This window comes from Oceanobacillus arenosus (genome assembly GCF_003369575.1).
Classification (GTDB): domain Bacteria; phylum Bacillota; class Bacilli; order Bacillales; family Amphibacillaceae; genus Oceanobacillus; species Oceanobacillus arenosus.
This window is the reverse complement of record NZ_PIOC01000001.1, coordinates 252205-266935: the sequence shown is the minus strand read 5'-3', so window position 1 is coordinate 266935 and position 14731 is coordinate 252205. Positions and strand designations below refer to the sequence as shown.

The window sequence follows — 14731 nt, the reverse complement described above, 5'->3', positions numbered from 1 at the left end:
TTTAATAAGCGAGGGAGGCTCTATACTCTCCCGCTTATTATGGATGTTGAAATAGTATACAGTACGGAAGTGAATCGATCGTTAAAGGCAGGAATGAGAAATGGAGATATCAGCACGAGCACCAAGATATCGCTTGGGGAAAGATTAGCAAAAAAAAGAACCCATCTAGCTCAGTATGTAGATTTCACTAGGCGGATTCCTTATTGGTTACATCAACCCATTCTTCACCAAAACAGCTTTTATCTTCGTATAATCATAGCCTTCAGGTAATGCTTCCCTTAGCGGCTTTAGCTGGGGTTCTTCAATTTGCTCGCGTGCTGCAAGTACTGCAGCTTCTTCTTCATCATTAAAGAAGATTCCCCATGCAATTGGATGACCATCTTGGAATGCTTTGAAAATATGATTTTCTATGGTTTGTTTTTTCATTTCTCGAATGGTAGCAATATCTTTGATTTGCTTACCAGATTGGAACATTTGGTATGTGATCATATGGCTTGGACGATCATCATTAGCTTCTTTCGATTTTGGTCTCGGGGCAGGGGTATCTCCAGCAATTCGAATTTTTTGCTTTATATTCGGATTCTCCTTACGCCAATTTTGAATGATAGTAAGGAATTCTTCACCGTACTGCTCGTACTTTTTCTCACCGACACCTTTAATTTCTAGCATGTCTTCCTTTGTAACAGGAAAGTATCGACTTAGTTCCTTTAAGGTGACATCAGAGAATAATACATATGGTGGGACGCCTTTCTCATCAGCTATTTGTTTTCTTAGCGTGCGTAACTGCGCAAATAAATCTTCCTGATAGTCTGCTTCATCACTTATTGGGATGGTAAGGGTAAACATCTCAACAGGACGTTTTCCTTTGAGCACATCAACAGAGTTTTGGTTCAATTTTAACGTTGGAAACTTTCCTTCCTCGGTTGCAAGCAGCCGTTCAGCAATTAAGAAGTGGATTCGTTCTGTCAGCTCTTTTTCGGTATATGCAGACATAATCCCATAGGTAGTGAGCTGGTCTAGTCGGAATTCTTTTAGTTTCTTATCTCTAGAACCTTTTAGCACTTTTGCTGTCATCCCGACACCAAAGCGTTCGCCCATTCGTTTCACACAGGACAAGATCATTTGTGCTTCCTCTGTAATGTCCTCTTTTTCCTGGCGTTCTACACAGTTACTGCAATGACCGCAAGTTATCTTCGTAACCTTATCATCGAAGTATTCTAAAATAAAGGATGATAAACAACTATGTGTATGACAATAATTGATCATTTCCTGTAATTTATGATATTCATTTTGCTTAGCGGTATCATCCATTAACGATTGCTCGATTAGGAATTTCTGCAACTGCACGTCCTGCTGTGAAAAAAGCAAAATACAATCACTATGTTCTCCATCCCGACCTCCTCTGCCAGCCTCTTGGTAGTAGGATTCAATATTCATTGGCATGGCATAGTGAATGACAAACCTTACATTGGATTTATCAATCCCCATTCCAAATGCATTGGTCGCAATCATGATTGAGCTCTCATCATGAATAAATGCTGCCTGTGCTTGTTTCCGATCATTCTCGGACATGCCTGCGTGATATTTCGCGACATTTATGCCTCTTCTAGTTAGCTGGTCAAATAATGTGTCTGCTTGTTTACGGGTTGCAGTGTAAATGATGCCAGACTCATTTGGATGTTCTTGAAGAAAGGACCTAATATAGCTCGTCTTATCTTTCCCTTTTATGATATGAAAGGATAGATTATCACGTTCGAATCCTGTATTAACAACCTGCTCGATATGTAATAGTTCCTTAATATCGGCAATTACTTCTTCGGTTGCTGTCGCTGTGAGGGCAACAAATACAGGGATATTATTTAGCTTCTTCAGATTAGGGACAATGGAACGATAACTTGGTCTGAAGTCATGTCCCCATTGAGAAATACAATGTGCTTCATCAAAAGCAACAAGCGAAATCCGGATTTTTCTTACCAAATTTACAAACGAACCAGCTTCAAATCGCTCAGGGGCAACATAAACAAATTTATAGCGACCGGAAGCGATATCTCGTAAGCGTGTTTGTTGTTCACCCACTGTAAGGGAGCTATTAATATATGTGGCGGCAATACCATAGGAGTTTAGTGCATCAACTTGATCTTTCATCAATGAAATTAATGGGGAAATAATAATCGCAGTTCCGTCCATTGATAAGCCAGGAATCTGGTAACATAAAGATTTACCACCACCAGTTGGCATAACAGCAAGTGTATTTTTCAACTGTAATACATGTTCAATTGTAGCAACTTGCCCAGGGCGAAAGGTTTCATAACCAAAATAAGTTTGTAAGATTTTCTCCTCTTTTACTAATACCACAGCTGTTCCTCCTTTATCTTATTTCATCCTACCATATTTATTATTGGAAAGGTTAGTTTGAATAGAATCATCCACTTTAGACACCCTTTTGGTGAAGATAATGAAGTGAAAAATGAAAAAAGGTTAGAATTTTAATGGATGCTATGTTATAGTAATACTACAATAACATACGGATTGATTTGGTGGAGTCTGTCAACAAGGGATTGCTATATTCTTTGTTAACAGGCTCCTTTTTGTTTATTGTAAAGTAGTGACTATTCTGATAAGAAGGGGGCAATATAAGCTTGTATTAGTATCGATAGCTTTGAAAAATCATTCGTATCAAGGATTAATGAAAAGATAAGAGAGAATATCATGCACTACATTTTTCTTTTACTAAAAAAAGTAGTAAAGTTAAATGATAGAATTTACTAATTATTATTTCCCCAGTTTCAATCGCAAGTTTAAAAATCACATACATATGGTTGGAGGTATATTTATGACAGTTGGTTTGATTATTATTTTATTACTTGTATTGTTCTTACCGTTCTTTGTTAAACCAGTGGAGCAAAACTTAGAAGTATTTTTATTTATTATGGGTCTATTAGCAGCAATTATAGCTGGTGTGCTAAACTGGGAACTGTTTACGCATGCTTTAAAGGATCCAATAAATATTACACTTGCGGTTCTGATTGCTGGTTTACTATTTAAATGGCTAAAGAATCCAATTGAAAAAGGAATTTTAAAAATAAGTCAGGCAATGAATATTCGTTTGTTTATTGCGATTATCATTATCGTTTTAGGGCTTATTTCCAGTGTCATCACAGCGATTGTTGCTGCCATTGTTTTAGTAGCAATCATTAGTATTTTAAAACTTGATCGAAAGACGCAAATCCAAGCAGTTATTTTGGCTTGCTTTTCAATTGGTTTAGGTGCAGTTCTAACACCACTTGGTGAGCCACTATCTACGATTACTACTAGTAAATTAAACGAGGATTTCTTCTTCCTATTTAATTTAATTGGTATTGAAGTAATTGTCGCAGTATTGATTATTGGAATCTTTGCCTTCTTCTTCTTGAGACCAAAGCAAAATACGGAGAAGGTAACAGGAGGTAACCAGGAAGAAAGCTACAAAGAAATTATTATTCGCTCGATTTATATTTACTTATTCGTAATGGGCTTGACATTATTAGGTGCCGGTTTCGAACCTTTAGTAAATCGGTACTTACTTGATCTAAGTCCATCACTTTTATACTGGATTAATATGATTTCAGCAATTCTTGATAATGCAACCTTAGCTGCTGCGGAAATAAGCCCTGCAATGAGCCATGAGACAGTTCACTTCCTATTATTAGGTTTAATCGTTAGTGGTGGTATGTTGATTCCAGGAAATATCCCAAATATTATTTCGGCAAATAAATTAGGGATTACGAGTAAAGAATGGGCAAAATATGGTTTTCCTATTGGTCTTGTATTAATGGTTGTTTTCTATATTTACCTTATAATTGTTAATTAACCAATAGTGATTAGAGTGTTGGCTCCAATTGATACTTTTTCAATCGGAGCCAACATTTTTTTCATTACCTAATTAATTTACAATTCTTCCATTCATCTATAAACTATTTATATAAATTGTGGTCGGAGGTGGAGGATGCTCCCTATAGAATTATTTGTTATTATGTTAATCGGCGTGTTAGGTATTGGATCGCAGTGGATTGCATGGCGGTACCGTTTGCCAGCGATTGTTGTTATGTCCATAACGGGACTATTAGTAGGTCCGGTCTTCGGAATAATCGATCCAGCAGAAAGCTTTGGTGCGCTATATAGCCCAGTAATTTCTGTTGCTGTTGCAATTATTCTTTTTGAAGGTAGTTTGAATTTAAACTTTAAGGAGCTCCGTGGTATTGGGAAACCTGTATTTAGAATCTCAACCCTTGGTGCATTTATTGCTTGGATATTGGGTTCATTAACGGCTCATTATGTTGCGGGATTGTCCTGGGCCGTGTCTTTCGTTATCGGTGGACTATTCATCGTGACAGGTCCAACTGTTATCATGCCATTACTACGTCAGGCAAAGCTAAACCCTAGGCCAGCGAAGATCCTTAAATGGGAAGGGATAATCGTTGACCCATTTGGAGCGTTACTTGCTGTCTTTGCCTTCAAAGTAATTGAATTTTTAACGGATACGCAGGACATAACACAGCTGCTCCTATTCATCGCTGCTTCGATCTTCGCGGTAGTATTAGGCTGGGCATTCGGTAGAGGACTAGGTTGGGTGTTTGAAGAGGGACATGTGCCAGAGTTTCTAAAATCGCCCGTCGTCGTTGTCGTTGTCATCTTCTGCTTTACCTTAGCAGATATTGTGATGCATGAAACAGGACTTCTTTCAGTAACAGCGATGGGGATTACACTTGCAAATCTAGGAATTAGCTCAATTTCGGATATGCGCCATTTTAAGGAAAACATAACCGTTCTACTGACTTCCAGCATTTTTATTATGTTGACAGCCTCGCTCGAGCGGGAAACATTATTACAAATATTTAGCCCGAATATTATCGGTTATGTTCTGTTAATGATGATTGCTGTTCGCCCATTATCAATATTCTTATCGACCATTGGGACAGGATTATCTCTCAATGAGAAGACTTTGATTGGTTGGATTGCTCCTAGAGGAATTGTCGCTTTAACTGTTTCCAGTTATTTTGCGACGATTTTAGTTGATGAAGGGTATCAGGATGCGGAAATTCTAACAGCATTAACCTTTGCACTTGTTATCTTTACGGTTGTTGCCCACGGTTTTTCCATTGGTTGGCTAGCGAAGAAGCTAAAACTTTCTTCAGAGGGACATCCTGGAGCATTATTAATTGGTAGTAATCGTTTCACCGTAGAACTATCTAGATCATTAACGAAAGCAGATATTCCCGTTATTATCGTTGATTCCAATTGGGAAAATCTAAGTATCACACGTAAAGCAGGTGTTTCCTTCTATTACGGTGATATGCTTTCCGAACAAACAGAGCATATATTAGACACGATTCCATATGATTATTTACTGGCAGTTACAGATGATCTTGCGTATAACTCTTTGGTTTGTACAACATTTGTTCCAGAATATGGGAGGACCAATGTCTTTAAAATTAGCCCATATACAGAATATGGAAATGGATATGCAAGTGGTGTTGTTTCCAAAGTTGGTGGACGGATCCTATTTGATAAGAAATTTAATTTACAGGATTTGCTGCAGAAGCTTGATGATGGCTATGTATTTAGACAAACAACACTGACAGAACAATTTAGCCATGAACAATACGTCGCTGAAAAGGATGACGAGACCGTTTTCTTATATTTAATTAAACCATCTGGTCAGCTAAAATTTTACTCCGAAGAGATGCGTACAGTTCCATCAACAGGGGATAAAATTATCAGTTTAACCCCGCCTACGAAGGAAAAGGAAAAAATCCAAGCGAAAATCGAAAGCATTCGTGAAGATGAAAGTCAAAAGTAACTATTAATAAGGCTTGTTTTGTATCGTTTGCTGTTATTTGTAAAAGCTGCGGACTAAGTTAGGCGCAAAGTTGACTTCCGCTGCGTATAGTCGCTTTCCGCGGGAGTCTCCTGTCCTTCGCTACAATCAAAGGCCTTGAGAGAGGATAACGCAATCTTATCTTATTTAGAGAAAGATAAAAAAACAATATAATCTCAAAATCCCAGCGGAAGAAATACACGGAGACTTCTGCGGGAAGAAGAGCCTAGGTGAGACTACGAAGAGCGAAAGCGTGAGGAGGCTCACCAGCTCCCCTAAGATGCGCGTAGTGTATTTCTGGAGCGATTGGTCCGAGAGCCCTTAGCACATTAAACTAGTCCGCACTTTATATCAACTGCTAATTATCTTCCGAACTAAACAGATAGGAAAATAACCAAAAATAAAGAAGGAGTGACGCTAATATTAGCGTCACTCTATTTCGTCTAATTGCCGGTTTACTTCTGCAATTTCCTCTTCTAAGCGTATTAATTGTTGTTCAGCGGAGGAAACTCTTCCACGTACATATTCTAATTTATCCATATCGCTTTGGATTCGGACATAATCGGATTTTAATTCATCGAGCTTTGCTAATAATTCTCTTTTCCCCACCAATAAAACCCCCTTTACCTTTAGTTTAGTGAAAAAGCCTTTACATAACAAGAAAATTCGTTACTATTAGAACTAAAGTGGAAGTGCCCGTTTAGTGACGTACGGAGGTGAGGGAAGTCTCGCTAGTCACTGGGCGCTGGAGCTGGACGTGGCCTCTCTTGTCAAGTGAATTGAAACAGGAAAGATCTTAATATTTTCCTATTTTATTAAAAAGGGGGAAGATGCAGCATGAAAGTTTTATTTACAACCTCTGTATCAGACTATAAGGAGAAGGTAGAATCACTATTATTGAAAAAGGAATCCTGCAATAATTTATTATTAGGACTCTTGGGCAATCTTAAAGAAGACAAAACAGATTTCTATCTAGGGCATGTAGAAAAAAATGGAGAAATTATCTATGCATTCATGCAAACACCTCCACATAACTGGATATTAGCAGATGTAGAAAATGTAGAAAAGGCAGTCTTTAAAGAAATTACCAGTTTTATCTATGAGAATGGTTTAAATGTGCCAGGTGTGATTGGTCCGGATTCATTTGTTGAAAGCTTTATCAGTAAATATGAGAGTTTGAGTGGGAAAAGTGCAAGCTTGGAAATGAATGAATTGATTTATCAGCTGGATCAGGTGCAAGTAAAGCTAGCCGATAATGGCCGATTAGTGCAGGCAAGTAATGAAGACTATCCGTTAATTAAAAACTGGATCGTACAATTTGGTATTGAGGCAAAAGTTCCGATTACGGACCAAAAGGCATCCTTGTTAGCACGTTCATATTTAGACAATGAATCCATCTACCTTTGGAAAGTAGAGGATCAGGCAGTGTCCATGGCTAACAAGTCAAGACAGACGAAGCATGGTGCGACCATAAATGCTGTTTTTACACCAGATGAATTTAAAAGAAATGGCTATGCAACTAACGCTGTGGCTGCATTAAGTCAGAAGATATTAGATGATGGTCTCAAGTTCTGCAGCTTATATACAGATAGGGGCAACCCGACATCAAACAGTATTTATAAGAAAATTGGTTATAAACAGGTTGGAACGGCGATAGTCTATCATTTTGATGCATAAAAAGGCAGGGAATCTACTATTCCCTGCCTTTTGGTAGTTAAGAAGGTATAACGAAATTCTTACAACCTTCGTTCCCAAAGTAGATTATAATTTTCTTAGCGAATAGCTCAAAGTAATGCTTCTTCTTTATTTTTCTTCGAATCTACATAGGTGTCATAAAAATGGACAATAATCGTCCGGACGACTGCATATGTTGGTACGGCGAAGACAATTCCGATGAATCCGGCAATACTTCCAGCAGCCAAAATGACGGTAATAATCGTTAAAGGATGTAAGTTTAATGCTTGTCCCATTACGTTTGGTGAAACGATATTACTTTCAAATTGTTGTGCAACAATCATAATAATCGATACCCAGATGAGATTATATGGATCCTGAATCCCCCCAACAATCAATGCTGGTGTAACCGCGAGAAAAGGTCCTAAATATGGGATGACATTGGTTACCATCCCGAATAAGGCAAGTGCTACAGCATAATCGAGACCTATAATGAGATAACCGATTAATAGCAGGACACCGACAACGAAGCTAACAATAAGCTGTCCCTGAATAAAGGAACCTAATACCGTATCCACTTTACCTAATAAACTTCGGATATTATCTGCTTTTTTCCTTTTGAAAATTTGTGTAATAAACGGTACTAATTTTTCTCCATCCTTTAACATGAAGAACAGGAAGAACGGGATCATTACTAACCCTGCTGCAATACTGATTACTTGACCGATGAACCCGCCAATAAATCCGAACAGGTAATTTACTACCGTTTCAATATGGGTGGGTAATTGATCGGTAAAGCTCATGATTGGATCAAGCACTGCATCCGGAATAAGCGTATAATGTTCTTGCCAATAATTAATGAAATTCTCTACAGCAATGATCATCGTTGGGATGCTTTCAAATAAATTGATTGATTGATCACGAGCAATTGGCCAAATGAATAGCAAGAATAAGGCGGCAACAATAATTATTGTAATAAATATAATTATTATCGAGACGATACGATTTACCTTTCGCTTTTCTAAAAAGTGCATCAATGGCTTCGTTAAGTAATAAAGAATACCTGCACCTACAATTGGAAATGCAACAGCTCCTAAGTACTGGATAAATGGTACAAATACGAACTTAGTAGAATTCATTAGTAGAATTAATAGGAAGAACATAATTAAGAAAAGTAATACTCTAAACCATCGTTTGTTAACCATCACATCACCACTTTCCGAAAATAATCTATATTACTATTTTACCTTTAAAACCGATTAATAGGAAGCATGGTTTCCTAGTTTACTATTATTCTTACCCATTAGCGAGTTGGGCAAACATCTAGAATAGAATATTCAATCGTAATATGCTACTATTTGAACATACAGAAATCATGGGGGATTAGAATTGGATGAATAGTTGGCAGCAGGTCTATCAAAAGTGGAATACGTTTCAAAATCTCGACTTATCACTTAAAGCTACATTAGATGATTTAAAGACTAATAATCGAGCATTAGAGGATGCTTTTTATAAAGAATTAACATTTGGAACTGGTGGAATGCGTGGCGTATTAGGACCAGGTATTAACCGGATGAATATTTATACAGTAAGAAAAGCAGTAAATGGGCTAGCAAACTATTTGCTGGTAAATCGTGTAAACGTAAAGGACCGTGGCGTAGTGATTGCATATGATTCACGATATATGTCAAAGGAGTTTGCCGTTGAAGCAGCAAAAGTATTGGGATATTACGGGATCCATACACATGTATTTGAATCGTTAAGACCAACACCACTTCTATCATTTTCGGTACGATATTTCGGTAGTGTTGCAGGAGTAATGATTACAGCAAGTCATAATCCACCAGAATATAATGGTTTTAAGGTATACAATGAGACAGGGGCTCAGATTATTCCGGAAGAGGCAGAAAAGATCATAGCCTCTATTAAGGATACGACTGATGAACTTTCTGTGCCGTATCTCGAGCTTGAACAATTAGTTGCAAGACGATTAATTACATGGGTAGGAAAAGAAGTTGACAATGCTTATGTAGAGCGCTTGGCGCAAATAAGCATAATGGATCAAATGACATTGAATCAGGAAAAAGGGTTGAAAATCGTTTATACACCTTTACACGGAACAGGACGTGATCTTGTTACGAGAGGGCTTGCGCAGCTGCATTTCCCCAATGTACATATTGTGGAGGAACAAGCAGTTCCAGACCCAGGCTTTTCTACAGTGGAGTCACCTAATCCTGAAGAACATCAAGCCTTCAGTCGGGCAATTGCATTAGGGAAACAAGTGAACGCAGATATATTGCTTGGAACCGATCCGGATGCAGACAGATTAGGTGTCGCCGTGAAGCAAAAAGACGGTGAATATCAAGTATTAACAGGCAATCAATTAGGCTCCCTGCTTTTAGACTATATTTTGAAGAAAAATGATCCAGTAGTCTATCAGAATGCAAGAATGATAAAGACTGTCGTTACAACTGAATTAGGGAGGGCAATTGCTAACTCTTATAATGTAGAAACAATTGATACCTTAACAGGATTTAAATATATTGGCGATAAGATTCAGCAATTTGCTTCAACAGGCGAAACGTTTGTCTTTGGCTATGAGGAAAGCTATGGTTATTTAATTAGTAGCTTTGTCCGTGAAAAGGATGCCATTCAAGCGGCAGTAATGGCAACGGAAATGGCGAGTTATTGGCAGCAGCAAGGGAAAACATTATTCGATGTATTAGATGAACTATATGAAAAGTATGGTTATTACTTGGAAGGTTTATCATCGTTAACCCTAAAAGGAAAAGAAGGCGGGCAGCAAATAACAAATATTATGGAAGCCATCCGTGAACAACCATTTAAGGAAATTGCAGGATTTAAGGTAGAAAAAGTGGAAAACTATTTAACGGGCGAACGGGTATTAGTTAAAGAAGATATGGTGGAAGAAATCAGTCTGCCTAGAGAAAATATGATGAAATTCATGCTCGAACAAAATGCTTGGGTATGTTTACGTCCATCTGGTACAGAGCCGAAAATCAAATGTTATTTTGGAGTTAAGGGAAATAGTAGTGAGGATAGCAAACAAAAACTAGCAGATTTACAAAAGAAAATGGAAGAAATCCTTGCCGGAATTATTGACTAGGACAGTTTTTCAAGTGATGGATGGTAATTAGCTGTTGAGGAAAATGGCGATACACCATATGAAATGGGCTTTGGTAACGATCAATCATCTAAGTAAGAAATATGCAAGCAACCACTCCTTCCTGGGAGATGGTTGCTTATTTATTTTAAAGAATAAAGAAATGAATCCTTTCCATTGTGAAATAATCAACATAAATTGTAGCATGCAAAAGTTACTATAGTCTGTTCCACTTCTGGATAATTTGCTTAACTTGTATAAATAATAGGAGTATAATTTCCTTAAAGGGGAGTAGCTGTACATATAAAGTCGTCATCACGAGAGATTATCTCCGGCTTAAATGGCAACGATCGTTGTTTGCAAGACCTTTACCATAAAGTGAAACTTCATTAAGTGGGGGGTAATATCCGCCCCCACTTAATGTTGGTTGAACAGAATCGGGATTTTGACTTCCTGTTGATTCCCCACTTACAATTCTTGGTTTTTCTCGGATTCTTGAAGTGGGGGTCTTACAGCCAGTTAATTTGGGATAAGAAAGGTGAGGGTTTTTCCATTTGATCCTAACCTAAACTTAAAGATAGTTAAGGAGAGAGAGTATGGGATCAGAATTAATTATTGCATATTTAGGAGTATTAGTTGTTTTAATTTGCCTTGAAGGATTGCTTGCAGCGGATAATGCGGTTGTTCTGGCAATTATGGTTAAGCATCTCCCAGAGAGTCAACGTAAAAAGGCATTATTTTATGGGCTGGCAGGGGCGTTAGTTTTACGTTTTGGCTCATTATTTATTATTTCCTTCCTCGTTGATGTATGGCAGGTTCAAGCATTAGGCGCATTATATCTATTGTTTATGTCGATCCGGAATTTAATTGAACGGTTTAAATCCAAGCCAGAGATCGAGAATGAAGAGGTGCAATCGGCTATCAGACAAAAAGTTATACCAGAGGTTTCAAGAAAGCAGTTCTGGTGGACCGTTACAAAGGTTGAATTTGCTGATTTAGCATTTGCAGTCGATTCCATCTTAGCTGCTGTTGCATTAGCAATTACGCTGCCATCAACAACCCTTGGAACGATTGGAAGCCTTGATACGGCCCAATTTATCGTTGTCTTTGCTGGTGGAATGATTGGTGTTGTGATTATGCGTTTTGCTGCCAACTTATTTGTTGGTTTACTTCAAAAGCGTCCTAATTTGGAAATTGCCGCTTTTGTAATTGTTGGTTGGGTTGGAGTGAAACTAGCGGTCATGGTAGTTGCGCATCCTGCAATTGGCTTGATCCCGGAAGCATTCCCCCACTCGACAATATGGCAAGTTATTTTCTACAGTGTATTGGTACTAATCGCGGTAATCGGTTGGTTTTCTTCAAAGCCTAAGACGGAGGAAAACTAGGTTTAACTTAATACAATTAGCAATCACTTTATGTGCAGGTGATTGCTTATTTTTTTTAAACTGGGAATACTAAAAAATATATTTTTGGTAAAGTATCTAGTTGACATCGCCGGCTAATCCTGTTTAAATAAAGGTAACTTAATATTTCCTAAAGGGGAGTAGCTGTACAATTAATGTCGTCATTACGAGATAATATCTCCGGCTTAATTGGCAACGGACGTTGTTAGCGAGACCTTTACCAGTACAGGTAAAGGTCCCTTTCTATGGTCTTACCTGTACTGCAGGTAAGACCATTTTTATATGCAAATATAAAGAAACATTTGCACAAGTACAACTAAAGTTGTGAAGTATGTGGCTAATATTAGCCAAGTCTACTATCTAAGGAGAGAAAGTATGGGAGCGGAACTGATTTTAGAGTATTTATGGGTATTAGTTGTACTAGTCGGTCTAGAAGGGCTACTAGCAGCGGATAACGCTTTAGTATTAGCAATTATGGTAAGACATCTTCCAGAAAAGCAAAGGAAAAAAGCATTGTTTTACGGACTTGCAGGTGCCTTTGTTTTACGTTTTGGCTCATTATTCGTTATTTCCTTCCTTGTCGATGTGTGGCAGGTACAGGCGTTAGGAGCAGCGTATCTATTATTCATGTCGATTAAGAATCTGTACGATCGATTCAAAGCGAGGAGCGAGGATGCAGAAGAAGAACTAGAAATTAAAGAAGAAGATATTAAGGAAGCAACGCCAAAGGAATTTTGGTGGACGGTTGCTAAGGTGGAATTTGCCGATTTAGCCTTTGCGGTAGATTCAATATTAGCTGCTGTAGCATTGGCATTAGCGCTTACTCCAAGTGGTTTGGGTACAATTGGTAGCCTTGATGCTGCACAATTTGCTGTCGTGTTTGCCGGAGGAATGATCGGGATTATCATCATGCGATTCGCGGCGAATATCTTTGTTGATCTACTTCATAAACGTCCGAACTTGGAAATTGCAGCCTTCGTTATTGTAGGGTGGGTTGGTATTAAGCTTGCTGTTATGGTAATGGCACATCCAGCAATCGCTTGGATTCCACATGAATTCCCACACTCAACAGTATGGCAGTTAATCTTCTATGGTGTATTAGTATTAATCGCACTAATCGGCTGGTTCTCATCCGGCCCTAAAAAGGAAGAAAATAAATAAGAGATGAATAAAAATGCTCGCTCTCATTGTAGGGGCGGGCATTTTTTAGCTCATATGGAAAAGATCCTCCCTAGCCATGTCTCTAAGTAATTGTAAGCAAAAATTAATAAAAGGAGCATTCCAATATGCCAATAAAAATAAAGCGAATCTATGAAGAAGTTAATGATGATGATGGTGTTCGCGTCCTTGTTGATCGATTATGGCCAAGGGGAATAGCAAAGAAAGATGCAAAGCTTGACTACTGGCTAAAAGACATTGGACCAACACCAGACTTAAGAAAAGCCTTCCATCAGGGTGAATTGAATTTTTCGGTGTTCCGAAAGCGCTATGTAGAACAATTGAAAAATGGTGAGCAACTTGAAGCACTCGGGAAGTTAAAAGACATCGTGGCTGAACATAAAATTGTAACATTACTATTTGCCGCTAAAGATGTGGAAAATAATCAGGCGAGAATTTTACAAGAGATACTAAAAGACGAACGCTAAAGATTAGGTTCGTCTTAATTGGTATTATTATTACTTGATGCAGCGATAGTTGATGCTGTTATTGTAGAAATCATCACTGCCTGTTGCGCCTGTATGATTGTTTCTAATGTTGTAATGATGCGGGTTTCCGCTAATTCATCATGTCCTAACTTTTTACTTACAAAAAAGCTAACTGCCATGATCAAATTCATATCTTTCTGCCATCTGAAATACTTCTCCTGATTGAGTGCTTCATACATCGTAAAAATAGCATCCATATCAAATTCTTCTTGCGGCAGTAATGCTAGCATGGCAATTACCGGATAATAGCCTGGTTTGCGTTTGATCCCTATTCGTTGGAATTCATCTGCAACATAAGTAGAACGGGTCACTAAACCTTGGTCGTTTGTATGATTGTCTAAAGACAAGATGTGACTCATGAACTGTAAATCATTGCCTTTTCGGAATCCTTGGTTATTTAATTTTTCATAGTAATTTTCGATTTGCTGTATAATATCATCGCGATTTTCATAAGCAAGTAGTGTTGCTAATGGATAATCACTTGCATCCGTTAAAAATAGATGCTCTTTTTTCATTCCATCGTAAATCTCTTTTGCCTTCATAATAATCGAATCTGGGTTCCCTTGCTTCTCTTGATTCTTCAGTATGATCGATGCAGCAATATACGTGTAGGTGCCACTGGGAAATTTAGCAGCTTTACACCGTTCATATAAATCAAATAACATTGGGACCTGCGCTTCTGGATCTTCGAAGTTCACATCGAGCATTGCTGCTGTTGTAAATCTCGAATAAGATTGCATCGAGGAAAAAAAGCCTGCATTCCTTTTGATAGTATCCGCAATCTGAAGCAATCTTTCCATATTTAGGTTTTTATTGCCAATGACATATAGAGAGGCAATACACATCAAAATTTGATTATCGGAAACCTTCCATTTTAGTCTGCTTTTTAGTTCTTCGTAAAGTTGTGTGTAATTGGAAATGATGGATTGCTGCATATAATAATCCTCCTTTTTGATTTATTTCTCTA

The 14731-nt window shown here is 38.0% G+C and carries 11 protein-coding genes; 7 read left to right on the top strand and 4 right to left on the bottom strand.

What is annotated here, in order from left to right:
- Positions 1 to 207: 207 nt before the first annotated feature.
- Entirely contained in the window at positions 208 to 2355 is a 2148-nt protein-coding gene (gene recQ, locus CWR48_RS01115; protein WP_115771194.1) for a DNA helicase RecQ, read from the bottom strand.
- A 478-nt stretch (positions 2356 to 2833) separates the two neighbouring features.
- Between recQ and CWR48_RS01110 the strand changes: the two genes are divergently transcribed.
- Together CWR48_RS01110 and CWR48_RS01105 are read left to right on the top strand one after the other, a co-directional pair.
- Complete coding sequence (locus tag CWR48_RS01110; RefSeq protein WP_115771193.1) at positions 2834 to 3850, top strand: DUF1646 family protein; 1017 nt, start codon at positions 2834 to 2836, stop codon at positions 3848 to 3850.
- A gap of 135 nt (positions 3851 to 3985) precedes the next feature.
- Positions 3986 to 5839, top strand: a complete 1854-nt coding sequence (locus CWR48_RS01105; protein ID WP_115771192.1) for a cation:proton antiporter — start codon at positions 3986 to 3988, stop codon at positions 5837 to 5839.
- A 447-nt stretch (positions 5840 to 6286) separates the two neighbouring features.
- Here CWR48_RS01105 and CWR48_RS01100 read toward each other — a convergent pair whose 3' ends face one another.
- Positions 6287 to 6466, bottom strand: coding sequence for an SE1832 family protein (locus CWR48_RS01100; protein ID WP_115771191.1), 180 nt, complete (start codon positions 6464 to 6466; stop codon positions 6287 to 6289).
- 228 nt (positions 6467 to 6694) lie between these two features.
- Between CWR48_RS01100 and CWR48_RS01095 the strand changes: the two genes are divergently transcribed.
- Entirely contained in the window at positions 6695 to 7534 is an 840-nt protein-coding gene (locus CWR48_RS01095) for a GNAT family N-acetyltransferase (protein ID WP_115771190.1), read from the top strand.
- Positions 7535 to 7641: 107 nt separating this feature from the next.
- On the opposite strand, the gene CWR48_RS01090 is transcribed toward CWR48_RS01095, so the two are convergent.
- The gene (locus CWR48_RS01090) at positions 7642 to 8736 is read right to left on the bottom strand and encodes an AI-2E family transporter (protein ID WP_115771189.1); all 1095 of its coding nucleotides are present in this window, start codon (positions 8734 to 8736) and stop codon (positions 7642 to 7644) included.
- 188 nt (positions 8737 to 8924) lie between these two features.
- Here CWR48_RS01090 and CWR48_RS01085 point away from each other — a divergent pair, with 188 nt between their 5' ends.
- The 4 genes from CWR48_RS01085 (at position 8925) to CWR48_RS01070 (ending at position 13704) form a co-directional block, all read left to right on the top strand.
- Positions 8925 to 10658, top strand: coding sequence for a phospho-sugar mutase (locus CWR48_RS01085; RefSeq protein WP_115771188.1), 1734 nt, complete (start codon positions 8925 to 8927; stop codon positions 10656 to 10658).
- Positions 10659 to 11251: 593 nt separating this feature from the next.
- Entirely contained in the window at positions 11252 to 12040 is a 789-nt protein-coding gene (locus CWR48_RS01080; protein WP_115771187.1) for a TerC family protein, read from the top strand.
- A 393-nt stretch (positions 12041 to 12433) separates the two neighbouring features.
- On the top strand, positions 12434 to 13219 hold the full coding sequence (locus CWR48_RS01075) for a TerC family protein (protein ID WP_115771186.1): 786 nt from the start codon (positions 12434 to 12436) through the stop codon (positions 13217 to 13219).
- 125 nt (positions 13220 to 13344) lie between these two features.
- The gene (locus CWR48_RS01070) at positions 13345 to 13704 is read left to right on the top strand and encodes a DUF488 domain-containing protein (RefSeq protein WP_115771185.1); all 360 of its coding nucleotides are present in this window, start codon (positions 13345 to 13347) and stop codon (positions 13702 to 13704) included.
- Between the two features lie 14 nt (positions 13705 to 13718).
- Here CWR48_RS01070 and CWR48_RS01065 read toward each other — a convergent pair whose 3' ends face one another.
- Positions 13719 to 14699, bottom strand: coding sequence for a DUF4003 family protein (locus tag CWR48_RS01065; RefSeq protein ID WP_115771184.1), 981 nt, complete (start codon positions 14697 to 14699; stop codon positions 13719 to 13721).
- Between the last annotated feature and the right edge of the window lie 32 nt (positions 14700 to 14731).

Bases quoted from the DNA above. Each gene is read 5' to 3' on its own strand.
- CWR48_RS01110 (WP_115771193.1), top strand. From the start codon at position 2,834: ATGACAGTTGGTTTGATTATTATTTTATTACTTGTATTGTTCTTACCG.
- CWR48_RS01105 (WP_115771192.1), top strand. From the start codon at position 3,986: ATGCTCCCTATAGAATTATTTGTTATTATGTTAATCGGCGTGTTAGGT.
- CWR48_RS01085 (WP_115771188.1), top strand. From the start codon at position 8,925: ATGAATAGTTGGCAGCAGGTCTATCAAAAGTGGAATACGTTTCAAAAT.
- CWR48_RS01090 (WP_115771189.1), bottom strand. From the start codon at position 8,736: ATGGTTAACAAACGATGGTTTAGAGTATTACTTTTCTTAATTATGTTC.
- CWR48_RS01095 (WP_115771190.1), top strand. From the start codon at position 6,695: ATGAAAGTTTTATTTACAACCTCTGTATCAGACTATAAGGAGAAGGTA.
- CWR48_RS01070 (WP_115771185.1), top strand. From the start codon at position 13,345: ATGCCAATAAAAATAAAGCGAATCTATGAAGAAGTTAATGATGATGAT.
- CWR48_RS01065 (WP_115771184.1), bottom strand. From the start codon at position 14,699: ATGCAGCAATCCATCATTTCCAATTACACACAACTTTACGAAGAACTA.
- CWR48_RS01080 (WP_115771187.1), top strand. From the start codon at position 11,252: ATGGGATCAGAATTAATTATTGCATATTTAGGAGTATTAGTTGTTTTA.
- CWR48_RS01075 (WP_115771186.1), top strand. From the start codon at position 12,434: ATGGGAGCGGAACTGATTTTAGAGTATTTATGGGTATTAGTTGTACTA.